The 20191-nt window shown below is 61.8% G+C and carries 18 protein-coding genes and 2 pseudogenes; 17 read left to right on the forward strand and 3 right to left on the reverse strand.

The features are described from left to right. The first annotated feature begins 4 nt into the window (after positions 1 to 4). The 15 genes and pseudogenes from NN5_RS05930 to tnpC form a co-directional block, all read left to right on the forward strand. Entirely contained in the window at positions 5 to 790 is a 786-nt protein-coding gene (locus NN5_RS05930; RefSeq protein ID WP_013833487.1) for a TPM domain-containing protein, read from the forward strand. Position 791: 1 nt separating this feature from the next. Beyond that, on the forward strand, positions 792 to 1475 hold the full coding sequence (locus NN5_RS05935) for a TPM domain-containing protein (protein ID WP_013833486.1): 684 nt from the start codon (positions 792 to 794) through the stop codon (positions 1473 to 1475). A 97-nt stretch (positions 1476 to 1572) separates the two neighbouring features. Beyond that, complete coding sequence (locus NN5_RS27260) at positions 1573 to 1941, forward strand: MFS transporter (RefSeq protein ID WP_169800953.1); 369 nt, start codon at positions 1573 to 1575, stop codon at positions 1939 to 1941. Positions 1942 to 2364: 423 nt separating this feature from the next. Continuing rightward, a complete protein-coding gene (locus NN5_RS26255) occupies positions 2365 to 2787 on the forward strand; it encodes a YHS domain-containing protein (protein WP_013833485.1) in 423 nt (140 codons plus the stop codon). 177 nt (positions 2788 to 2964) lie between these two features. Continuing rightward, the gene (locus tag NN5_RS05950) at positions 2965 to 3927 is read left to right on the forward strand and encodes a 1-phosphofructokinase family hexose kinase (protein ID WP_051010069.1); all 963 of its coding nucleotides are present in this window, start codon (positions 2965 to 2967) and stop codon (positions 3925 to 3927) included. A gap of 100 nt (positions 3928 to 4027) precedes the next feature. Then, complete coding sequence (locus NN5_RS05955; protein ID WP_067733090.1) at positions 4028 to 5410, forward strand: MBL fold metallo-hydrolase RNA specificity domain-containing protein; 1383 nt, start codon at positions 4028 to 4030, stop codon at positions 5408 to 5410. Next, positions 5407 to 6918: a thymidine phosphorylase family protein gene (locus tag NN5_RS05960; RefSeq protein ID WP_013833482.1), complete on the forward strand. Its 1512-nt coding sequence runs from the start codon at positions 5407 to 5409 to the stop codon at positions 6916 to 6918. Before NN5_RS05955 ends, NN5_RS05960 begins: the two co-directional genes overlap by 4 nt. Further along, positions 6915 to 7841 carry a ribose-phosphate diphosphokinase gene (locus NN5_RS05965; RefSeq protein WP_013833481.1) on the forward strand — a complete coding sequence of 309 codons (927 nt, stop codon included), beginning with the start codon at positions 6915 to 6917 and terminating at the stop codon, positions 7839 to 7841. The genes NN5_RS05960 and NN5_RS05965 overlap by 4 nt, the downstream gene beginning before the upstream one ends. Before the next feature lie 5 nt (positions 7842 to 7846). After that, positions 7847 to 10216: a copper-transporting P-type ATPase gene (locus NN5_RS05970; protein WP_013833480.1), complete on the forward strand. Its 2370-nt coding sequence runs from the start codon at positions 7847 to 7849 to the stop codon at positions 10214 to 10216. Between the two features lie 637 nt (positions 10217 to 10853). Then, the gene (locus NN5_RS05975) at positions 10854 to 11204 is read left to right on the forward strand and encodes a response regulator (protein WP_041558972.1); all 351 of its coding nucleotides are present in this window, start codon (positions 10854 to 10856) and stop codon (positions 11202 to 11204) included. Between the two features lie 148 nt (positions 11205 to 11352). Further along, positions 11353 to 11604 carry a sigma factor gene (locus NN5_RS05980; protein WP_067733091.1) on the forward strand — a complete coding sequence of 84 codons (252 nt, stop codon included), beginning with the start codon at positions 11353 to 11355 and terminating at the stop codon, positions 11602 to 11604. 81 nt (positions 11605 to 11685) lie between these two features. Continuing rightward, entirely contained in the window at positions 11686 to 12429 is a 744-nt protein-coding gene (locus NN5_RS05985; protein WP_041558970.1) for a Bax inhibitor-1/YccA family protein, read from the forward strand. 405 nt (positions 12430 to 12834) lie between these two features. Then, the gene (tnpA, locus tag NN5_RS05990; RefSeq protein ID WP_232512436.1) at positions 12835 to 13263 is read left to right on the forward strand and encodes an IS66-like element accessory protein TnpA; all 429 of its coding nucleotides are present in this window, start codon (positions 12835 to 12837) and stop codon (positions 13261 to 13263) included. Then, entirely contained in the window at positions 13260 to 13616 is a 357-nt protein-coding gene (gene tnpB / locus NN5_RS05995) for an IS66 family insertion sequence element accessory protein TnpB (RefSeq protein ID WP_062346057.1), read from the forward strand. Before tnpA ends, tnpB begins: the two co-directional genes overlap by 4 nt. 31 nt (positions 13617 to 13647) lie before the next feature. Continuing rightward, positions 13648 to 15021, forward strand: a pseudogene (gene tnpC, locus NN5_RS24975) (IS66 family transposase); the annotation flags it as partial. Here tnpC and NN5_RS27405 read toward each other — a convergent pair. Both NN5_RS27405 and NN5_RS06005 read right to left on the reverse strand, forming a co-directional pair. After that, a complete protein-coding gene (locus tag NN5_RS27405; protein ID WP_013833473.1) occupies positions 15001 to 17073 on the reverse strand; it encodes a recombinase family protein in 2073 nt (690 codons plus the stop codon). The pseudogene tnpC and the gene NN5_RS27405 overlap by 21 nt on opposite strands. Further along, the gene (locus tag NN5_RS06005) at positions 17060 to 17239 is read right to left on the reverse strand and encodes a hypothetical protein (RefSeq protein ID WP_013833472.1); all 180 of its coding nucleotides are present in this window, start codon (positions 17237 to 17239) and stop codon (positions 17060 to 17062) included. Before NN5_RS06005 ends, NN5_RS27405 begins: the two co-directional genes overlap by 14 nt. Positions 17240 to 17545: 306 nt before the next feature. On the opposite strand from NN5_RS06005, the pseudogene NN5_RS06010 reads away from it, so the two are divergent. Together NN5_RS06010 and NN5_RS06015 are read left to right on the forward strand one after the other, a co-directional pair. After that, a pseudogene (locus tag NN5_RS06010) lies at positions 17546 to 17755 on the forward strand (transposase domain-containing protein); the annotation flags it as partial. 52 nt (positions 17756 to 17807) lie between these two features. Next, positions 17808 to 18263, forward strand: a complete 456-nt coding sequence (locus NN5_RS06015) for a hypothetical protein (protein ID WP_013833471.1) — start codon at positions 17808 to 17810, stop codon at positions 18261 to 18263. Between the two features lie 131 nt (positions 18264 to 18394). Here NN5_RS06015 and NN5_RS06020 read toward each other — a convergent pair whose 3' ends face one another. After that, positions 18395 to 20011 carry an acyl-CoA dehydrogenase family protein gene (locus NN5_RS06020; protein ID WP_245656267.1) on the reverse strand — a complete coding sequence of 539 codons (1617 nt, stop codon included), beginning with the start codon at positions 20009 to 20011 and terminating at the stop codon, positions 18395 to 18397. Positions 20012 to 20191 lie beyond the last annotated feature (180 nt).

The raw sequence follows: 20191 nt of genomic DNA on the forward strand, positions 1-20191 counted from the left end.
GGCAATGTGGCCGATCCGTCCCCTCCTCACCCCTATCCTCGCGTTCTTTCTCGCGCTGACCGGCTTTGTCGCGCCAGCGCTGGCCGAGCCGGCATTCCCCAAGCTCACCGGCCGGGTGGTCGACGCTGCGAACATCATACCGGCCGATGTCGAAGTACGGCTGACGCAAAAGCTCGAAGTGCTCGAGAAGAATTCCCGCCGCCAACTAGTCGTAGTGACCATCCCAGATCTGCAGGGATACGAGATTTCTGATTATGGCTATCGCTTGGGTCGAGCTTGGGGCCTTGGCGACAAGCAGCGCAACGACGGGGCCCTGCTCATCGTTGCCCTCAGCCAGCGCAGGGTTCGTATCGAGGTTGGCTACGGTCTTGAAGGAATTCTGACCGATGGCCTGTCGTCACTCATCATCGAGAAAACGATTATTCCGCGCTTCAAGGCGGGCGATATGCCCGGCGGCATAGAGGCCGGCGCCGATGCGCTGATCCGTCAACTGACCCTACCAGAGAGTGAGGCACGGGCCCAGGCAAAAGCCGCCGACCAAGCGGCAGAGCGATCGCAGAGCGGCACTGAGTTCGGACCCGCCTCGCAGTTCCCACTACTGATTTTCGGCATCTGGGCGCTGATGGCGTTCGGCGGCCATGGCCATGGCCGCCGGCATCGGCATGGATCGGGCCTGCCAACATTTCTTTGGGGGTTTGGCTTAGGAGGACGCGGCAGTGGCGGCTCTCGCGGAGGTTTCCGCGGTGGTGGCGGCTCATTTGGCGGCGGCGGCGCATCTGGAGGCTGGTGAGATGATATTAAGTAATACCGAAAACCAGCAGGTCGCGGATGCCATCCACCGCGCGGAAATCGGCACCTCCGGTGAAATCCTGTGCGTCTTAAGCGAGGCTGACAGCTACTATCCGCATGTGGCGCTGGGCTGGGCTGCCGCTATTGCCCTGCTTATACCCTATCTTCTGTGGCTCACGGGAATCAATATCGGGATGATGATGCCCCCTGGCTGGCAGCCTGGTCATTGGGAGGACGCAATGACGATCGCCTATCACCGTTTCGGGCTCGGATACACCGTACTACCTATCGCGTTGTTCATCGTGACATATGGCCTCACGCTTGTCCCGCCGGTTTCTCGGTTTCTCACGCCTCAGCGCGTTCGGCGCAAACATGTCCATAACTCGGCGCTCGAGCAATTCCGAGCCATGGGCTTGCGTCGGACCGCTAGGCGCACCGGCGTGCTCATCTTCGTCTCGCTCAGCGACCGGCAAGTCGAGGTCATCGCCGATGAGGGAATCTACACGAGAGTTCCGCCAGATGCTTGGGCCGATGCGGTTGCCGCCATAATCACCGGCGTCAAGCGCAAGGAGATAGCAACAGGTCTAGTCGAAGCCGTCGAACGCGTTGGGACACTGCTGGCGACACATTTTCCGCCAAGCGCGGAGAACCCCAACGAGCTGCCCGACAAGGTCATCGAGCTTTGAAGCGCTACTAGGACCGGCTGATCTGCATGCGGGCATCAGAGCCGCTATTCATCGCGGGAGGATACGGAATGACGCCTGAGCTGTTTACCACCAGATGATGTCTCCGCTAGCATCCGGCCCCCTGGCGCTTGCCTCGCTGCTGGTTGCGGTCTTTGTCGTCTGGTTCGGCTGCAGTGCCATCCTTCCCATTCTTGCATCCCTTATCCAGGCGGCTGATGCAACCCTCGCTGCGAGGGCGGTAGCCAGACACACGGGTATGGCGTCCTCGTTGTACACATTTGCCTTCTTCCTGTTTGTTCCGATGTGGGGCTGGCTCTCGGATCGGCACGGCCGGCGGTCGGTGATCGCCGCTGGGCTGCTGGGCTATGGTGTCAGCTTACTTGGCGTCGCTTCGCTCGGAGGTATTATCGGCCTTTGCTGTCGGAACCATTCGCTGCTGCGATCAGCCCTGTGGCATCGGTCATGATGGGCGACAGCGCCCCAAACAAGGCGTGGCGGGCGCGACGGACTTGCCTGGCTCGGCATCGCAGCTGCGGCCGGTTTGTTTCCGGGGTCGGCCGAAGGGGCTTGCTACCGCAGCTCGTTCGAGAGCTCAGTTGGCCTTTGCCGCAACGGCGGCACTGGCCATCATCACCGGGATTTGCTCCCTCATGCTGCTTCTCCTTCACCTACCCTCCGCGACAACGCGCCTTTTTGAAGGCGGAGCAAAATTCGCCCAGACCGACCTCACGACTGTAACGAGATCAGCCCGACAGCGTCTCTTCGTTGGAGGCCATTGAGCCAGAACGACACTGGAAGCGGATCGCATGACCGGTCGGGTGCGCCTCTCACATACGGGAAAGGCGTTCCGCGAGCGCCAGGTCCAAAAAGGGAGTGTGGAGGATTCGAGATGCAAGAGCTGACGCAGAATTGGAGCTGGATCCTGATCGCCATTGCGGTCGTGGCATTCTTTCTCTTGCGGCGAGGCCGCGGGCACGGCGGCTTTGGTCATGGCGGACATGGCAGCTTCGACCTCGGCGCCAATCATGGGCATCATCACCATCGCGATTCGGATGATGCTGCTGATCGCAGGGCCGCGCCCTGGCCGCAGCAGCTCCCAGAGACCGTGGTGGATCCGGTGAGCGGAGCCGCGGTACGCACGGCTGACGCGATCACATCGGTCTATCAGGGAAGAGCATATTATTTCGCGTCGAAGGAGAACCGCGACCGTTTCGAGGTCGCGCCGCAGAATTACGCCAACAAGGTGCAGGGAATCCCGGTTGGAGGCGAAGATGGTGGCGGGCGAACTCGCCACCGGCATCACGGGTGTTGATCACCAACTGGTGGGCGAGGCAGCGGACTGTTCGGACGCTTGGCAATTTGCCGGGCGATGGGTGGGCAGCGACGGCAGGTTCGGCCGAGCTGTTCCGGAACGTCGACTGCGCATGATTTGGCGAAGGATCATCACGCGCCGTCAAGCCTGCACACATACGACGAAACGGACATTTCCATGAAAACGATAGCCACCCTGACAATGAACCCGACCATCGATGTCTCCTACGAGGTTGAAAGCGTTTTTCACACGCGCAAGATGCGCACCCGCAACGAACGCTATGCTCCGGGCGGCGGCGGCATCAACGTAGCCCGGGTCTTCTGCCGTCTGGGCGGCACCGCACGTTGCTATTACCTGTCAGGCGGCGCGACCAGCGCGGCACTCGACGGTCTCGTCGATTTGCATCAACTGGTGCGCACACGCATTCCCATCGAACATGATACGCGAATCGCCGCTGCGGTGCTGGAACGCGAAAGCGGCAAGGAATACCGCTTTACGCCGCCGGGACCACCGGTGGCGGCGGAAGAATGGCAGGATTGCCTCGACCGGCTTGCCGAAGCGGATTGCAGTCATCTTGTGGCAAGCGGGTCGCTGCCGCCCGGCGTTCCTTCCGATTTCTATGCCCGTGTGGTCAGGATCATGCAAAAGCGTGGAATTCGGACAATACTCGACACCTCCGGGGATGCATTGAAAGACGGGCTGGCCGGAGGCCGTGTTTTACTCGTCAAGCCGAGTCTGGGCGAATTGCGCCAGCTCGTTGGCCGTGATCTTGAATCCGTCGAGGAAATCGGTGCGGCGGCCACGGCCATCATCGACAAGGGACAAGCCGAGCTAATTGCGGTTACCATGGGTCACAGAGGTGCCTTGCTGGCTTGGCAGGATGGCACCCTGCACTTGCCCGCCTTACCCATCGAGGCGAAAAGTGCGGTCGGAGCTGGCGATAGCTTCCTCGCCGCCATGGTTTACGCACTAACTGTTGGGCAGGAGCCAGTCGACGCCTTCCGATACGGCATGGCCGCGGGCTCCGCTGCCGTTCTGACCCCAGGAACCGACCTCGCCTTTCCAGAAGACATCGATCGATTGTTCGCGCTCGTAGTGGGGGGCCGTAAGATGGCACCTTTGCGACCACAAAATTCTTGAGTCAACTCGTTCTGCCATGGTTTCAAATTAGCTGCTTGGACGACAAAACGGACATGCACACGCCATGCTTACCGAATGATTATTAAACGAGAGGATGAATATGAATGCTGCTCATGAACCCTCGCTCAGTTTTCTTGGCGCGACAGGAACGGTCACCGGCTCACGCTATCTGATCGAGGCCAACGGTCGGCGCATTCTTGTAGATTGCGGGCTGTTCCAGGGATACAAGCAGTTAAGGCTACGCAACTGGAATCCGTTCCCCGTTCCGCCAAAGTCAATAGACAGAGTCCTTCTCACACACGCCCATCTCGACCATTCCGGCTATCTGCCCGCGCTGGTCCGAAACGGCTTCCAGGGCCATATCCATTGCACGCCGGCCACCGCCGAACTCTGCGGCCTGCTGCTTCCCGACAGCGGGCACCTGCAGGAGGAAGAGGCCCGCTATGCAAAGCGCAAGGGTTATTCCAGGCACGCGAACCCGAAGCCACTCTACACACTCGAGGATGCCCGCGCGGCGCTGGACCATTTCCGGGAAACGCCTTTCGACAAGGTTCTTGACCTCGGAGACGGCATCTCAGCCCGCTTCATTCCGGCGGGGCACCTGCTCGGCGCGGCGCAGATCCAGGTGACCGTCGACGGGCGCACGGTACACTTCAGCGGAGATGTCGGACGCGAAACCGACCCGTTGATGCACGGGCCACGGCCATATCCAGGCGCCGACATTCTCGTGACCGAATCCACCTATGGCAACCGCGTTCACCCGCAGAATGATCCCGAAGCCGAACTGGCGGAGGTTATCAACCGGGTCGCACGGCGCGGCGGGGCGATCGTGATCCCCGCTTTCGCCGTGGGCCGTATCCAGGGCGTTATGTTGCAGATCGCACAGCTGCGAGAGCGGGGCGCCATTCCCTACATACCGGTCTATCTCAACAGTCCGATGGGCGTCGATGCGACCGAAATCTACCACAACCACCACGATGAGCACCACGTCAGCTGGGAAGACTGCAAGGCCATGTTCAACCTCGCCGAACGCGTGCGAACGGTCGAGGAATCGAAGGAGCTCAACCGCCGCACGGGGCCGATGATCATCATTTCCGCAAGCGGCATGCTCGCGGGCGGCCGGGTCATGCACCATCTGGTCAGTTTCGGGCCCGATCCCAAGAACGCGATCGTGCTGAGCGACTTCCAGGCGGGTGGCACGAGGGGCGCTGTGCTCGCCAGAGGCGAGCGGCATTTGCGGCTCTTCGGGCGCGAGATCGAAATCCGCGCCGAAGTGATTCAACTTGAGGGCATATCGGGTCATGCCGACGCCAACGAGTTGCTGGGCTGGATGGGACAGGCCAAGCCGCCGGAAATGACCTATGTCACCCATGGCGAACCGGACAGCGCCGATGCCCTGCGCTTCCGCATTGACCACGAGCTCGGATGGAATGTGCGCGTACCTGAACATCTCGAGCGGGTCAGCATCCGGAAGCCGAGATGACCTTGGATGTGCACACGATTCCCCTGATCCGGGCCGGTATCGACACCTATCGTCAGCCGGTCGTCTACATGCGCGAGGACTGCCATCTGTGCCGGGCCGAAGGATTCTCGGCGCTCACACAAGTAGAGATCGCTCTTGGCCAGCGGTCGATCGTTGCGGCGCTCAATGTCGTTACCGATGCAGACTGGCTGCCACCCGATACAGCGGCGCTCAGTGAGACCGCGTGGTTAGCGCTTGGCGCGAAGATCGGTGAGCATGCGATTTTCTCACATCCGGAGCCGCCTGCCTCAGCTTCCGCGATCCGCTCCAAGGTTTACGGGCAGCGCCTCGATGCCGACGGCTTCAAGGCAATCATCGGCGATACAGTGGCGCACCGCCTGTCCGATCTCGATCTTGCCGCTTTCATCACGGCTTGTGCCGGTGACCGCCTCGATATTGCCGAAACGATCGCGCTCACCCGTGCCATGCACGGCGCGGGAAAGACGCTTGACTGGGGTGCGGGGCTGGTCCTCGACAAACATTGCGTCGGCGGACTGCCGGGCAACCGGACGACCCCCATCGTCGTGGCAATCGTTGCCGCCGCGGGGTACAGGATCCCGAAAACCTCGAGCCGCGCGATTACCTCTCCAGCCGGCACTGCCGACACGATGGAAGTTCTGGCGCCGGTCGCGCTCGACATTGCAGCCATGCGCCGCGTGGTCGAGACCGAAGGCGGCTGCGTCGTGTGGGGCGGTGGCCTCGATCTCAGTCCCGCCGACGATCTGCTGATCCGGATCGAGCGGCCGCTCGATTTCGACAGCGACGGTCAGCTTGTCGCCAGCGTGCTCTCCAAGAAGGCGGCAGCGGGTTCAACCCATGTGCTGATCGACATGCCGGTCGGTCCCACGGCCAAGGTCCGAACGGATGGGGCTGCACGAACGCTGTCCGAGCGACTGCATGCTGTCGGTCAGGCGATCGGCCTATCCCTGCGAATCCATGTCAGCGACGGATCGGCCCCGGTGGGGCGTGGTATCGGCCCGGCGCTTGAGGCCCACGACCTGCTTGCGGTCCTGAGGCGTGATCCTGATGGCCCGATAGACTTGCGCGAAAGAGCGCTGGACCTGGCAGGCGCCTTGCTCGACCTGGCCGAAGCGAACGGCGGAAAGGGTCGCGAGAGGGCAAGGAACCTCCTCGACAGCGGCGCGGCCGAAGCGAAATTCCTTTCCATCTGCGAGGCCCAGGGCGGATTTCGCGAACCGGGCAGCGCACCTCACCAATCCATCGAATCAGCCAGGGTAGGCGGCGCGATCAGGGAGATCGACAACCGCCGCATCGCCAAGATCGCGAAACTGGCCGGTGCTCCCGGCCGCAAGCACGCCGGCGTACGTCTGCTCGCACGGCCGGGCGATGTGATCGAGGCAGGCCAGCCGCTCTACGAGATACACGCGGAAACGCCAGGCGAGCTTGGCTGGGCGCAGGACTATGCCCGTTCGGGCGCTTCTCCCTTCCGGATCGGAGAGGCGCCGTGACCCGTATCCTGGCATTTCCAGGCATGATGCCCCTGGGCGAAGCCATCGCCGCGCTATCCGGAGCACAGACGGGGGAAGTCGATGTCCACCGCTTCCCGGATGGCGAGTGCCTCGTGACGTTGCCTGGCGACCTTACCGGCGAGGATGCCGCTATTCTCGCCACCCTACGCGACCCCGATCCGCTGGCCCTGCCCCTGCGATTTGCAGCAGAAACAGCCAGGGAACTGGGGGCTCGCCGCGTCGGGCTGATCGCGCCCTATCTCGCCTATATGCGCCAGGACCGGCGATTTGCCGAAGGTCAGGCGGTCAGCGCTCCCCTATTCGCCCGCTTTCTGGAGGAGAGCTTCGACTGGCTGGTAACGGCAGATCCGCATCTGCACCGGATCCATTCGCTCGAGGGCCTGTTCGACATTCCGGTTCGCCGGATTGAGACTGCCCCCCTGCTCGCCGAATGGATCGCCGCAAATGTGCCCGATGCGGTGCTGCTCGGTCCCGACAGCGAGAGCCGGCAATGGGTATCTGAAGTCGCCCGGCTCGCGGACCGGCCCTATGAAGTCCTCGAAAAGCGCCGCAGCGGCGATCGCAGCGTCGAGGTCAGCGTACCGCACAGTGAGGCGCTGCGGACCGGAACACCCGTGATACTCGATGATATCGCCTCGTCGGGGCGGACACTGATCCAGGCGATCGAACGACTGCTCGCAGCAGGAACCAGGCCGCCGATCTGCGTCGTGATCCATGCAGTCTTTGCCGGCAATGCCCATGACGATATTCTTGCGGCGGGCGCATCACGGGTCGTGACGACGAACTCCATTCCGCATGCCAGCAATGCGGTATCACTTGCGCGGGTACTGGCTGACGCTGCCAGCGACCTGCAAGGCGGCAATCCACCGATCAGGCGGGCCGCAACACGAACGACAAGGTGACCTGTATGAACGACCACACCCATCACCAGCACCACGAGGCAAGCGAGCACACGATCTACACTTGCCCGATGCACCCTGAAGTGCGGCAGGAGGGGCCGGGAGATTGCCCCAAGTGCGGGATGCATCTCGTGCCGGAAGGTAGCGACCAAGCGAAGGACGACCACGCATGCTGCCATAGCCACGATCCCCATTCCGCAGACGCCAAGGTCGTAGCGGACGACAAGCGCTACGACAAGGTGCCGGCCGGATATTCCGGGTCGGTCTACACCTGCCCGATGCATCCGCAGGTTCGTCAGACGAAGCCCGGTTCCTGCCCGATCTGCGGCATGGGGCTGGAGCTCGAATCCGCGGCGATGGTGGAGGAAGGGCCCAATCCTGAACTCGTGGATTTCACGCGGCGCTTCTGGATCGGCACGGCGCTAACGCTTCCGCTGCTGGTCTTCACCATGGGGCCTTACCTCGGCCTAGGTGGCGTCAGGGAGATTTTCGGCGAACGCGCGACACTGTGGATCGAACTGGTGCTCGGCACGCCGGTCGTCCTGTGGTGCGGCTGGCCGTTTCTTGTGCGGGGATGGAGCTCCTTCCGCACGCTGAACCTCAACATGTTCTCGCTGATCGGCATGGGCGTCATGGCCGCCTGGGCTTTCAGCGTCGTCGCAGTGATTGCGCCGGGCATATTCCCCGATGGCTTCCGCGATGCGGAAGGGCATGTCGGGGTCTATTTCGAGGCTGCGGCGGTCATCGTCACGCTGGTGCTGCTGGGCCAGGTGATGGAACTGCGTGCGCGTGAGGGAACCGGCAAGGCGATCCGCGCGCTGCTCGATCTTGCGGCGAAGACCGCGCGCGTGATCCGCGAGGACGGCAGTGAGGAGGAAATCCCGCTCGAAGACGTGCTGGTCGGAGATCGCCTGCGCGTGCGACCCGGCGACAAGGTGCCGGTCGACGGGGTCGTCACTGACGGTCGTTCCTCGGTCGATGAGAGCATGATCAGCGGTGAACCGGTACCGGTGGAGAAGGTCGCCGGCGATCCCGTCACCGGCGCGACCATCAACGGCACCGGCAGCCTGGTCATCGAGGCTACCCGTGTCGGTGCCGACACCATGCTTTCGCAGATCGTCGAAATGGTCGCCAATGCCCAGCGCTCGCGCGCGCCGATCCAGAAATATGCCGACAAGGTCTCGGGCTGGTTCGTGCCGGTGGTCATTGGCATCGCGATCCTGTCCTTCATCGGCTGGGCCTTCTGGGGCCCCGCGCCCGCGCTGTCCTATGCGCTGATCGCAGCCGTCGCCGTGCTGATCATCGCCTGCCCTTGCGCGCTTGGCCTCGCCACGCCGATGTCAATTATGACCGCGACGGGGCGCGGCGCGCAGGCCGGCGTGCTGATCAAGAATGCCGAAGCGCTGGAACGCTTCGAAAAGGTCGATACGCTGATGGTCGACAAGACCGGAACCTTGACCCTGGGCAAGCCGAAGCTGGTTTCCGTCCTGCCCGAACCGGGACACGATGAAGCCGAAGTCCTGCGCCTGGCGGCAACGCTTGAAAGGGGCTCCGAACATCCTCTGGCCGAAGCGATCGTCGCGGGCGCGGAGGAGCGCGGAGTGGCACTGGGCGAAGCGAGCGACTTCGAGGCGGTCACAGGCAAGGGCGTGAAAGGCGTGGTCGATGGCAATAGTGTCGCGCTCGGCAACCTCAAGCTCGTCACCGATCTGGGCCTCGAGGCGGCCGAACTGACCGAGAAGGCCAATTCCCATCGCGATCAGGGCGAGACAGTGATGTTCGTGATGCTGGACGGCGCAGTCGCCGGCCTCGTCAGCGTCGCCGACCCGGTGAAGGAAACGACGCCCGCCGCGCTTGAAGCGCTCCACAAGCTGGGCTTCCGCATCATCATGGCAACGGGCGACAATGAACGCACCGCCAGGGCGGTGGCCGCGCGGCTCGGCATCGACGAAATTCGCGCCGACGTGCTGCCCGAGGACAAGGCGCGCATTATCCAGGAGCTTCAGGCCGAAGGGCGCAAGGTCGCCATGGCCGGCGACGGCGTGAACGATGCACCAGCCCTTGCCCAGGCCGATGTCGGCATCGCCATGGGAACGGGAGCGGACGTCGCCATCGAAAGTGCCGGCATCACGCTGGTGAAGGGCAATCTCGACGGGATTGTCCGCGCGCGTAGGCTGGCGCGGGCGACCATGCGCAATATCCGCCAGAACCTGTTCTTCGCCCTGATCTACAACGCCGCCGGCGTGCCGGTGGCGGCGGGCTTGCTGTACCCCTTCTTCGGCATCCTGATCAGCCCGATATTCGCCGCGTTCGCGATGAGCGCGTCGTCGATCTCGGTCGTCACGAACGCGCTGCGCCTGAGAAGCGCGAAAATCTGAGTGCGTAACATGCTCCCAAGTTGCAAGAGCGAGTGTCGCGCATTCTGAAGAAGTTGAAGCACGCAGGCGCGTTCCATCGAAGTTCGAGCTTACCGTGCGGAAGGTCCTGCGATGTTTAAATGAGTTTCATCCGTTGAGGCTTGAGTCTGGAGGAGAAGTTGCGACACGGCTACTCTCAACGACCCCAGAAGTAATGAGGGCCATAGGAAGATGTCCAATGCTTGGCCGTCCTTGGGCTCCATCACCCTGATGGTGCAGAAGATTTACGGACCTGAAGCCCACGAAGCAATTCGTGCTCTGAAAATATTCATGACAATAGGAAAGGGTAAAAATTATGAGTGGGAGATTCAAAGATAACATCAAGACCATACTGATAACGATATTATTTATAGCCGCTCTTGGTTATGCAATCCACATCGGGGTGAAGCTCTTTGGCTAAGTTTATTTGCCTCGCGACTTTGCGCATGGGCTGGGAGTTTGCGCCCGCCCAAGGTCTTCGAAGCGCCGGCACACTGCATGGGCAGCGAACCCGGGCATTGCCCACGGCTTGGTGAAGGACACAATTACGTAACCGCCCCTAATGCCCGCCGCTCCGCTCACAGCCAAAAGAACATTCTGGCAATCGAGAGAAAGACTCATGTCTCATGCGCTCATCATCGATGACAACATGATCGTCAGCCGCGCGATCCAGGATCGACTCTCGTCTCTCGGCTTCCATTCATTCGATCAGACATGGACCGAAGAGCTGGCCGTTGCGGCAGCGGCGCGACGCGAGCCCGACCTCGTGGTCGTCGGTGATTCGGTTGAGACGGGTTCAGCCTTGAGCGCTGCCCGGCGCATTGCGAAGCAACGCAGCATACCCATCCTGATGATCACCGCGGACCCGGGTCGCTTGCTCCAGCGTATTCCTAAGGACACCTCTTTCGACGGCCCATTTCTTCTCAACGAGATCGAAGCAGCCGTGGCCCTGAGCCACGCTACCGGCTGACCATTTCCCTTACTGGAGCGCATCTCTTGTCCCAAAATGCATGATGGAAGCGATAACCATGCTTGAAACATGTTCCGATAGCGCAATTAACGCCGAGAATAGGCCCTCCTCCTGCGGGGACGAGGCAGGTGAAACGAAGCGGCGCCTCGTGCGCACCGAACTGGCCTATTGCTACCAACGCTACCGGTCCATGGCGACACGGCGATTGCGCGACGAGATTATGGCCGACGACGCAATGCAGACATTCGCGCTGAAGGCCCTGGAGCACTTCGAACAATTGCGCGATGCCGAGGCGGTCCAAGCCTGGCTTCGCCGCCTGTTCGAAGCCACGCTGATCGATTTGGGAACACGCTGTCAACGCGACGTCGCATCGGGCAGGCCAAACGCCGCCGAACTGTAATTTGGGGCATATCCGAACGTCTTTTCGGTTAGTTTCGCCGATGCTGTCGGCGGGTCATCAAGGAATAAAGGAGATTGAGAAATGGCAGATCGCTTCAGACCAGCCCCACCTCCGACCGCTCGTGCTGGAATGGGAGCGCCAACAGCCGTCTTCGACGCCGGCCTGCGGTCTTATATGCTGGCGATCTACAATTACATGACCAGTGGCGTGCTGCTCTCCGGCGTGGTTGCGCTGCTGGTCGCGAGCAACGTCGCCGTGAGGTCGGTGTTCTTCGCTGCCAGCGGAGCACCCACATTGCTTGGTTGGATCGCGGTTTTCGCTCCGTTAATTCTCGTCTTCGTGCTCGGATTTGGTATCAACCGGCTTTCGGAGTCGACCGCCAAGTCGCTGTTCTGGGTCTACGCCGCCCTCATGGGTGTATCTCTGTCGACGGTACTTTTCGCTTATACGGGCGTAAGTGTCGCGCGCACGTTCTTTGTGTCCGCGGCAGCTTTCGCTGGTCTCAGCCTGTGGGGCTATACCACGAAGAAGGATTTGTCGGGCTTCGGCACTTTCCTGATCATGGGGTTGGTAGGCCTGTTGATAGCCATGCTCGTCAACATGTTCCTGCGTTCATCCATGATGGACCTGATCGTGAGCGCCATCGGCGTCCTGCTGTTCGCGGGTCTCACGGCTTACGACACCCAGAAGCTCAAGAGCCTCTATTTCGAAGTGGGCGGCAGCGAATTTCGCGGCAAGGCTGTCGTCATGGGCGCGCTGACGCTCTATCTCGATTTCATCAACCTGTTCCTGTTCCTGCTTCGCTTCATGGGGGACCGGCGCTGATGTGGAGAGCGGCGTTCATGCCTAGACCTGCACCGGTTCGGAGCCCCTGGGCATCGCACTCTCGTTCAGGACTCACAAACCCATTCCTGCTTTCGCCCGGCAGACGATGCGGCGTAAGAACGTTCGGCTGATTACGTATTCACTAGACCGTGAGCATCCCAGTCGAAGCTCGCAGGAGCGAGTGCTGATTTGGGTTACAACGCGCTGATCGGGACAGGCATGGCGCTGATCTTCGGTGGAGTGCTGGCGTATACCCTGAAGACTGGAGAAGTGCCACTCGCGCCTTCTCATTTTGCGTAAGCGCTGTGCGGCCCCCACCTTGCGCGGGTGACGTCCGGCGTTGAACTTACGCGGCCTGATTTGGGCCGAGGCGCTACTCCTATGATAATCCCGTGTGATGATCCTGTGAGCAAGGGCGCGCAGCGGTTTGAGATATTCACCGGTGCCGGCAAGCGGCGCGACTGGCCACCGGAGGTCAAGGCGTCGATTGTGGCGGAGTGCTATGCAGGCAACGAAGGTGTCGGCGCCGTTGCCCGCCGCCATGGCCTTGACCCTTCGCAGGTTTATGCCTGGCGGAAGGATTTGCACAAGCAACTGGCGGACCAAGGATCGGCACCATCGTCTGCAGAACCAGTCGCCGCGACGTTTGTCCCCGCAGTGGTCGAGTTGGCCCCACAACCGGATCCGGCACCCTCGCGCCGAGCCCGGCGCAGGCGGCGTGCTCTAATGGCGGCGGTAGAATTGGAGATTGACGGCGTAGCGGTGAAGATCGCGCGCGGCGCCGATGCCAGTGTCATTGCAGCGGTGATCGAAGCGCTAAAGGCAACCCGATGATCGGACCTGGTGCTGGCGCGCGCGTTATGGTCGCGACGCGCCCAGTGGATTTCCGCAAAGGGCCCGACGCGTTGGCTGCGCTGGTCGGCAAGGAGTACGGCGGCGATCCGTTTTCTGGCGTGATCTATGTGTTCCGGGCCAAGCGTTCGGACCGGGTCAAGCTGGTCTGGTGGGACGGCACGGGCCTGTGCCTGATGGCCAAGAAGCTGGAGTCCGGCGGCTTCAAGTGGCCGGGCATCCAGGACGGCGTTATGCGGCTGACGGCGGCGCAACTCGGCGCTTTGCTGGAGGGTTTGGACTGGCGCCGGGTGCATGGCGGACGACGGCCGATCGCCCCGCAGATTGCCGGTTGACGGGGCTTTTGACTGCTGATTCAATGCCTCCATGCTCATGGAAGCGGACCTTCCCGAAGACATCGAAGCGCTCCGCGCGCTGGTCCTCGAACAGGCCCGCGAGCTCGATGCGCTCAAGGTTTTCAAGGCTGAGGTCGAGCGCCTGAAGGCGATCATTGATGCCCTGCAACGGCACCGTTTCGGTCGCCGATCCGAACAACTTGATTCCGATCAGTTCGAGCTGGCTCTCGAAGAGGTTGAGGCGGCATTGGCCCAGGCCGAGCACGCCTGCGACAAGGCAAGTCGGGCGCCGACCGAGCGGCCGCGCAAGACCAACCGCGGTTCGCTGCCCGCTCATCTCGAACGGATCGAGCAGGTCGTCGATATCGAGAACAAGGCTTGCCCCTGCTGTGGCGGCGCCCTGCATCAGATCGGCGAGGACGTCGCGGAGCGCCTCGATGTCGTGCCAACCACCTTCCGCGTCCTGGTCACGCGCCGGCCGCGATACGGCTGCCGTTCGTGCGAGAGCGCAGTGGTACAGGCCCCTGCACCGGCAAGGATCGTCGAAGGTGGCATTCCCACCGAGGCGCTAATCGCGCAGGTGCTGGTCGCCAAGTACGCCGATCACCTTCCGTTGTACCGGCAAGCCCAGATCTATGCCCGGCAAGGCATCCAGTTGGATCGATCGACATTGGCGGATTGGGTCGGCCGGGCCGCCTGGTATCTGCGCCCGCTGCGCGATCACATCCTCGAGCGATTGCGACGATCGGAACGACTGTTTGCCGACGAGACGACGGCACCGGTGCTAAATCCAGGGACCGGGCGGACCAAGACCGGGCAGCTATGGGCCTACGCCCGAGATGATCGTCCATGGGGTGGCGATGATCCGCCGATGGTCGCCTATGTCTACGCCGCCGACCGTAAATCGGAGCGCGCCGAAGCGCATCTGGGAGACTTCGCCGGCATCCTCCAGGTCGACGGTTATGGCGGCTACGCAGCGCTAGCCAAGCGCCGACAGCAGGTCCAACTCGCCTTCTGCTGGGCACACGTCAGGCGCAAATTCTACGAACTGGCCGAGAACTCGCCGGTCGCGACCGAAGTGTTGCGTCGCATCGCCCAGCTCTACGTCATCGAGGACGAGGTGCGAGGGCAACCTGCCGATCAACGGCGCCAGGTTCGCGCAGAGCATAGCCGCGTCATCGTCGACGATTTGCGTCAATACCTCGACGCTCGCAACCGCCAGGTCAGCTCCAAGTCCAAGTTAGGCGAAGCAATGCGATACGCGCTCACCCGCTGGGATAGCCTGTCAGGCTTCCTCGACGACGGTCGGATCGATCTCGACAGCAACACCGTCGAGCGAGCGATCCGTCCCTTGCCGAAGCGTGTTTCATTATGCACTCCATATTCAAGTATCTGTAAACATTGGAAGCATATCCGCGTCAACAACGCGACACGGGCGACCCTTTCGGGCCATCGCAGATTTTACCGCTTCCGACATCAGATCGGCGGAGCGGATTTGATGCGGCGCGCGCGGTACGACCTGCACCGCCGGAAGCACGCCGGTTTTGATGAGAAGTCTTACCGTATGGCTTGAGGTGCCAAGCGCTTTGGCCGCCTCAGTCATGGTGAGCCATTCGCCGTCTTTCACCGCAGACCGGTAGGCATCGATCCCTCGCACGCGCCGAACAGAGTAGACCCGGTGCGCCGTCCAGGTTTTGCCCTGGCCTGTAGGCAAGCCCATCCGATTGAGCGTCGCGGCGATATGCTCGTCGGACCAACGGCCCGCCATGCTGCGCATCACCTCCAGCGCATCCTCCGCTGTTGCACAACCGTGCTCGCCGGCTTTCGGCTTGCGAACCCGCAGTTCCGAGTGCTGACCGCCCCGCCAATGGATTGTGAGCACGACGTCACGCACGGCATCATCGACATCGACGACGATGTCGGCGATCAATGTGCGTAGCAGTTGCTGGCGAGCGCGCATCGTCACATCCGGAGCGTTCCACGCCGCCGACAGGTTTTCCGCCAGATTGGCGAACGCACCCTGATCGACCTCGATGGTTGACGGGTTTTCTGCGGGCTGGCGCGCCTCCAGATCACGGATGCGCCGCAATGCGGTTTCCCAGTTTTTCTCCAGCTGCGCCGCTATCAGGCGATTATCGGGATCACAGGCAGCGTAGCGGCGCTCGGCAAGGCGGGCCTCGTAACGCGCCTGCTGGAGTTCCAGGTCGAGAATCTGGCGCTGCTCTTCTTGTCGTTCCCTGTGCATCCGCTCCGCCTCTAACGCGGCCTCGATCGCCAAGGGTTCTACCGCGCGTAGCAGTTCGCGCGCAACTGCTGCATCCACCCGTGGACCGCCGAAGGTCATGCATCGGGGCAAGCCCATCATCAGGTTTGGTTTGTCGCAGCGATACACCGGTCGGCTCTGCGGGTTTCCGGTATAGGTGACCGTCAGTCGCCGTCCACACCGTCGGCACGTCATGATGCCCGAGAGTAGCGCTCGGCCTCCTCGGCCGGATTTCACACCGCCGGCGCTGCCATAGTTGTTGAGTGCCAGCTGCTTCTGGTTGCGCTCGTATTCTTCCCAGCTGATGTACCCCTCATGGTGATCCTTGATGAAGACTTCCCAGGTCCCCACCGGCTTGCCGTGCCCGTAGCTCCGCCGGGCTCGCCCATCGACAATGGAGGTTCGCTTCTCGCTTTTTCCGTAAACGTAAACGCCTGCGTAGAAGGGGTTTTTGAGAACGGCGATGACGTTGCGATAGCGGATCGGCAACCATGTGAAGCTGGTCATGCGGCCTTCGTCCGACGGTCGCGGGAAGTGGATTTGATCGGCCTTCATCGACAACAGCACCTGACGCGCACTGCCCAGCTCTCGGAAGCGCGCAAAGATGAGCCTGATTACCTCTTGCAGGCGTAGATCGGGATCGAGGTCCAAGCCCGCTTCGCGGTGCCAAATGTAGCCGAACGGGACAGACAAGCGCAATTCGCCGCGGCGCGCCTTCGACTTTGCTGCATCGAGCATTCGCGTCCTGAGAACGCCGAGCTCGAACTCGCTGATGCTCCCCTTCATTCCCAGGAGCAGGCGGTCGTTGGGCTGGCAAGGATTGTACACGCCATCATGATCGATGACACGGGCTTCAACGAGCCCGCACAGTTCCAGCAGATGGTGCCAGTCGCGACCATTTCGCGCGAGCCTGGACGCATCAAGGCACAACACGGCACCCACCTTGCCCGCGCACAACGATGCGACCAAACGATCGAAGCCGGGCCGCGCAACGGTTCCGCTCGCGGATCGTCCGAGATCATCGTCGATGACTTCGATATCGGTGAAGCCGTGCTGACGCGCAACGTCGACGAGGTCGTATTGCCGTCGCTGGCTTTCCAGGTTGGCCATGACCTGGGATTGTGTCGATTGACGCACATAGACGACGGCCTTGCGCTTCAGCAGCTGCGCCGGGATCAGATTAGCGTCGGTCATCGCCGAACTCCTCGACGACGAGGCCGGCGGCCTGCATCAGGATTTGAGCGAGCGTGATTACGGCCTTCGCCCGTTCCGCATCGTTCATCCCGTCCACCCTGCGGGGCTCGAATATCAGGCTCATCTGTCTGCCCGAGGCCGGTGCGGGCCTGTCGTGCTTGTTCATCGACTTCCTCCCATGCGACTCCATCATCGCGTTGGGAGTTTGGTGAAGCAGCCACCGCGGTGACCAGCCCGTTCAGCTCGGTCAGCGCCGCGACATCAACTTGGGGCGGGCCGATTCTCATCTCGGCGCAGGCGACGGGATCCACCATCCACTCCGGCATTGAAACGACAATGCCAGACGGGCCTTCCACCCTAAGGAACCTGCCGGTCGCTCGTTCCTCTACCCGCCGAACGCTGACTTTCCGCCCAAAATAGGGATGCCAAAGATAGTGAACTTCCCGCTCTTCGCCGACATGGGCAGAATGAACGGGCGATGGCGCTCAACCGCAAGAATGCACTGTTTGCCGGCTCCGATGAAGGCGGCGACAACTGGGCCGTCATCGCCTCACTCATCGAGAACTGCAAACTGTCCGGCATCAACCCGCACACCTGGATGACCGAGACTCTCGCCAAACTCGCAGCCGGCTACCCAGCCACCGCGGTCGGAGAGCTCATGCCCTGGACCTCCGTGGGCTGAAAACACCGCTTACCATTTTGCGCGCCATACGACGCCAAGGCTTTACTGGATAGTGGTGCTTCTCTGCGGCCTTCTTTTGGCGCTTAGCGTGAAGGTAGCACTCACGCCTATCCGGCGGGACGAAAGAACCGGTCGATTGGCGCTTCACCGCACCGCTATTGCCGCCGCCGGTGAGCAGGAGGGGAAACGTAGTGCAGACGAGAAGGCACAGCGTCAGCGTGAGGAGGTTGATCGTCGCTACGCGGAAATCGCCGGCATCTGGAGCGATGACGCAAAATGCGCGTCCGATCCCGGTTCTCAGCTCCGCATATCTGCTGACGGCTTAGACTTCGGGCACAGCCATTTCCATGTGGAGGCAGTCGAGCTTAAGGGTGATACCCTCCTCCTGCAAGGGCATTACATAACTCACAGAGGCATCAAAGACGATATATTAACTGTAATAGTAATAGATCACTCTCCCATGCGCATAAAGATTTTTGATAAGTTGTATTTTATTTGCTCTTATTAACTATTCCCACGTTGTCGGCAGCGAGCTCCTGGGCAAAGCCAGCATCGTGGGTGCGCAGCCCCCTTACTCGATTTCTTCAACCTGTTCCGTGTCGTTCCAAAGGGGGCCGGCGCTGATGTGGAGAGCGGCGTTCATGCATCGCCCTGCCCCAGTGCGGAGCCCTTGGGCATCGCACGCTCTATGACAGCCCGCGCGTCGGTTAAACCGGGGGCAGCACCGTAGGTGAATCCCATGGCACCAAGCCTCGACCTGCAGAAGACCGGTGCCAGGGGGCTTTGCGCCAGGAGAAGGATCGCCGCCTGCGCGGCGAGCGCAAGCCGTTCCACAAGTTCTCTCGCGCGGGCTTCCTCGCAACAGTCAAGATCGATGCAGTTCAGCCATTGGTCATAATTCGCCTCTCGCCCGATGGGCTCCGCAAGAAAGGCTCGAAGCGCTTCTACCGCCTCGGGTTCGCGCTGCAGAACTCGGAGCACATCGAGCGCGACAATGTTGCCCGAGCCTTCCCAGATCGCATTGACGGGGGATTGGCGAAAATGGCAAGGCATGGGGCTGCTTTCGACATAGCCATTGCCCCCCAGGCACTCCATCGCCTCCGCGGCAAAGCCTGGCAGACGCTTGCAGATCCAGTATTTGGCGACGGGCGTGAGCAGCCGTGTCAGCGGATCACCGGCGTCAAGCGCCGCAGCGATCCGAAGGGCGAGCGCGGTCGCGGCCTCGCTTTCTACCGCGAGATCAGCGAGCACCGCCGCCATGGCCGGATGATCGGCAAGACGGCGCCCAAAACATTGGCGATGCTGCGTGTGCCAGAGTGCCTGCACAAGCGCACCACGCATGCCAGCGGCCGATCCGACGACACAGTCGAGGCGCGTGTGCTGCACCGCCTCGAGTATCGTGGCAATGCCGCGACCTTCCTCTCCGATGCGCCAGGAGAAAGCCCGATCATATTCGATCTCCGCCGTCGCATTGGACCTGTCGCCCAGCTTGTCCTTGAGCCGCACGATTCGGAAACCTGTGTTGCGCCGGCCATCGGGTAGCCACCGCGGGACGAGGAAACAGCTCAGTCCCCGCTCTGTCTGGGCAAGGGTCAGGAAAGCATCGCTCATCGGTGCCGAGCAGAACCATTTGTGTCCCGTAAGCGAGAACGTCCGGCGTGCGCGATCAACCGGCTCGGCGCGAGTGGTATTGGCGCGCAGGTCGGAACCGCCCTGTTTTTCGGTCATCGTCATGCCGATCGTCACGCTCGCCTTGTCGGCGGCGGGCCGTGAAGCCGGATCGTAACGGGCGGCGAGGATACGCGGCAACCATTCCTCGGAGACTGCTGATTCCCTACTCAGAACCGGCACTGCGGCGTAGGTCATCGTCATCGGGCAGATCGTGCCGGCATCCACCTGACCAAGAAGATAGCTCATGGCGGCGTGAAGCACATGGCCGTGCGACGTGCCATCCCAAGCTGCCGCAGCGATGCCATTGCCAAGTCCCAAGCCCATGAGCTGGTGATAGGCCGGATGGAATGCGACTTCGTCGATGCGGCGGCCCTGGGAATCGTAATTTTCGAGGGTCGGGACATGGCGATTGGCTAATATGCCCCACGCAACCACCTCGGCCGAAGCCGCCCGGCGGCCCAGGCGTGACAGCCGCCTTTCGAGCTGTGCGCCACCCGCCCTTCTCACCGCTGCAGTCAAAGCCCGATCACTGGTAAACCAGTTGCCGACATCCAGGGCTGGTGTCTGATTGAACACCTCATGCACATCAGGCGTGGCGAGCGGCCTTGATACAGGCATGGTCGTCTACTCCGTTCCATCGGCGTCATGTCCAGCGGTGCAAAACTCCAGAGCCACTGAACGCCGGGCCTTCGTTCCCGCGAATGCGGTGGCGTCTCCGCAGTAGTTGAGCGGCGTCGGCCTGATCGCAGGAGGCCATTTCAATAT

Origin of the sequence: Novosphingobium naphthalenivorans NBRC 102051 (genome assembly GCF_001590985.1) — a bacterium.
Lineage (GTDB): Bacteria > Pseudomonadota > Alphaproteobacteria > Sphingomonadales > Sphingomonadaceae > Novosphingobium > Novosphingobium naphthalenivorans.